The sequence below is a fragment of the Nocardioides sp. genome, from assembly GCF_047607185.1.
In the GTDB taxonomy this organism is placed as follows: Bacteria; Actinomycetota; Actinomycetes; order Propionibacteriales; family Nocardioidaceae; genus Nocardioides.
This window is the reverse complement of sequence record NZ_JASGDQ010000084.1, coordinates 1-3,051: the sequence shown is the minus strand read 5'-3', so window position 1 is coordinate 3,051 and position 3,051 is coordinate 1. Positions and strand designations below refer to the sequence as shown.

3 protein-coding genes and 1 pseudogene are annotated in these 3,051 nt (G+C 65.0%); 2 read left to right on the top strand and 2 right to left on the bottom strand.

Annotated elements, in window-relative coordinates:
• Window positions 1–1,380: pseudogene (locus QM595_RS09990) on the bottom strand (hypothetical protein); the annotation flags it as partial.
• Between the two features lie 215 nt (window positions 1,381–1,595).
• On the opposite strand from QM595_RS09990, the gene QM595_RS09985 reads away from it, so the two are divergent.
• Window positions 1,596–1,874, top strand: coding sequence for a hypothetical protein (locus tag QM595_RS09985; RefSeq protein ID WP_415171395.1), 279 nt, complete (start codon window positions 1,596–1,598; stop codon window positions 1,872–1,874).
• Window positions 1,874–2,170 carry a Uma2 family endonuclease gene (locus QM595_RS09980; protein WP_415171396.1) on the top strand — a complete coding sequence of 99 codons (297 nt, stop codon included), beginning with the start codon at window positions 1,874–1,876 and terminating at the stop codon, window positions 2,168–2,170. The genes QM595_RS09985 and QM595_RS09980 overlap by 1 nt, the downstream gene beginning before the upstream one ends.
• Window positions 2,171–2,524: 354 nt before the next feature.
• On the opposite strand, the gene nudC is transcribed toward QM595_RS09980, so the two are convergent.
• Window positions 2,525–3,051, bottom strand: a 527-nt coding sequence (gene nudC / locus QM595_RS09975) for an NAD(+) diphosphatase (RefSeq protein WP_415171394.1), incomplete at its 5' end; no start/stop codon positions are given.

The window sequence follows — 3,051 nt, the reverse complement described above, 5'->3', positions numbered from 1 at the left end:
GGCGAGTTCTGTTCGGGTCAGCGGTTTCCAGCCGGGTGGCCGGAACGCTGATGGCCAGCGTTGCCGAATCTGGCCGGCCAGGGTCTCGCACGCGGTCGTTCGAGCAGCGGGTTCCTGGTCGCTGGTGTGACCGGCAGGATCTGTCTGGATTGGGTTCTCGCCAGTTCTGGCGACCGGGGAACTCCTGCCGCGACCGTCGAAACCAGCACCACCGTCTAGGTCGGTGCCACTGTCGGAGTCGGCATAGTCACCACAGGCAGCATGCGACTGGGTTTCGTCGTTCGGTGCGGCGTCGGGCTCCTGCCGAGTCTCACCGCCCGCGGGGTCAGCGTCGTCTGATCCGGAGTCGCGGTCGGTATCGGTGTGTTGGTGGTACCAGGCGAGATCGTCGGGATCGGGTGGCGGATCCTCTGGCCAGTCCCGATGCTCGTCGCCGGGTCCGGGGGCGTCGGGCCGGGGTTGGGTCCACCAGTCGTCCTCATCAAACGACGGCTGAAAGTAGTTGCCCTGCTCGCTGGTTTCCCACCCGCCCGGTGGCAGATCATCAGCCCATGGATCGGTGTCATCTGTTTGGTGGGCGGCGACCTGCTCCCACGGCTCCCGATGCGGGTCGGGATCACCAGCATGCCGAGCCAACAGATCCAGAACGCGGGCAGGGTTGGCGATCCAGCCCATCGCTTTCGACATCCGCACCGGCAGCGGGTCTTCATCACCTTCGTCAGCCAAGCATTCGGCAACCCGCTGATGCAGAGCGAGAAGCATGACCACATCACCGGCTTCACCACGGGCGATCAACGTGCGGAGACCGTCTTCGGACTGGGTGGCCCGGACTTCCCGTTTCGCCGCAATCATGCGTTCGCGTTCCCGATAGCTCTTCTCATCCACCTCGAGCATGGTCGCGTCCAGGGCCTTCAGGAATGTCTGCCACGGCAGTTGCGTGATCCAGCCAGAGGTCTGCTCATCCACGATCCCGACCACCGCGACCGACAGATGCGAAGTCAGGTTCGCAACCTGCCTCGCCTGCCAGGCATGCACCTCACCAGCGACGACGCGGCCCCACAACCTGGGCAGCCGATGCCGCACCGTCAACGCGTCCCCGATCCAGGACCGGGCCGACCCGACCGTCGTGCCGAACGGCCCGACCAGACCATGCGCCGCGAACTCCGCCACCAGTGGGGTTCCGACCGGACCGACCGAGACGAGCCGTTCCACCAACACCCCACCCGCGGGATGATCGACTTCGGAGTGCGCATCGGCCCACGCCGCCGCCAACACGAGTTTCCGGCACCCCCACCGGCGGGCCTGGGTTTCACACCGCCCGGCAAGATCGGCGAGCGCGCCCGGGTCCCCGAGCACCTCCTCCAACCGATCATCGAACATACGCCTGATTCTACTCGAACACACACGCAATAGCTAGGGTCCAGAACGGAGATTCTCCTACACGCGTGGGAAAATCGGGCCGACCTCCCTGAGATCGGCCGGGGCGCCGAGCTGACCAACCAATCAGACTATGCGGGCAGGAATCGAACAAATATCCACTCGACGTCCCGGTGCGCTGATAGTCTGACGTCATCGACCCGACAGGAGGTGGAGCGATGGCGGTGCACATCGGATTGGCTGACCACCAGACTCGCCTGCCCATGTCCTGGGAGGAATACAACCGACTCGGAGACGACATCCGTGGTGAGTTCATCGATGGGGCGCTGCTGATGCCACCGACCCCGGATCGCCACCACCAGGTCGCGATCCTCCACCTTGTGAGCCGCCTGTCCGAGGTCTGCGCACCGAGCGAAAGTGTGACCACCGGCTGGGGCTGGTCACCGGCTGGGGCTGGTCACCGGCCGGCGCTTTCGAGGAATACGTCCCGGACGTGATGGTGCATGCCGCCACAAACGACCAGACGCGGTTCACCGGCATCCCCTTGCTGTGCGTGGAGATCACCTCTGGGAACTGGACCAACGACCTGATCCTCAAACGCGCCAAGTACGCGGCGGCGCGGTTGCATGACTACTGGGTGGTCGATCGTCGCGAACGCGTGCTGCGCCAGTATGTGCTGCAAGGCGACCTGTTGGCCGAAGCCAGACAACTCGACGGCCGCGGGATGGCGGAAGCACGATTCGCCGGTCGCTCCGTCAGCGTCGATCTGGACGTCCTCTTTCCCACGCCGTAAGACCAGAACCGGCGCCATCTGAGTCCGTGGACGAGTTCGACCGACCGGTGTCATCAAGATCAACGGACTCGATGGTCGAGCCGCGAACAACACCGTACTTGCTGGCGTCCTTCGGCGTCATGACTGCCCTTCCTCTTCGTGTGCCAGGTAAAGACCACCTCAATCCGTCGATCCGATTGTGTCAAACACAATCGAGACCGCTGGATCACCGCCGCCTCGTAGCTACCATCCGTGGGCGCCTTTTCAGTACGAAATCGGCACGGTTCGGACGGATATTGCGCCCATGGATGGAAATTGCCGACGGAAGCGACGGCGTGCGGTTCACTGGCGAGCGGTTCGCTCCCCCGACGCAGATCAGATCAAGTCAGATTGGCCGTCGAGCCATGCCTCGATCATCCGGGAGGCGATCGAGCTGGCGCCGGGCAGTGTGATCTCGCCGGCGGCAACCGCGTCGCGGACGTCGCCGCGGGACATCCAGGCAGCGTGTTCGAGTTCGTCGGCGTCGACACAGATCTCGGTCGAGACCGCCCGGGCGAAGTAGCCGAGCATCAGCGAGCGCGGGAACGGCCAGGGTTGGCTGCCGAAATAGCGGGTCTCCCCGACCTCGATGTCGGCCTCCTCGGCGATCTCGCGGTGGATGGTCTGCTCGGCGGACTCGCCGACCTCGACGAATCCGGCGAGCACGGAAACCCGGTTGCCCCAGGTGGGCTGGCCGCCCAGCAGCAGCCGGTCGTGATCATCGAGCACGCCGACGATGACGGCGGGATCGGTACGCGGGAAGTGATCGATGCCGCAGCTCGGACAATGCCGCGCGTAGCCTCCGTTGATCACCACCGTCTCGTTGCCGCAGCGTCCGCAGTAGCGCTCGGCCCGATGCCAGT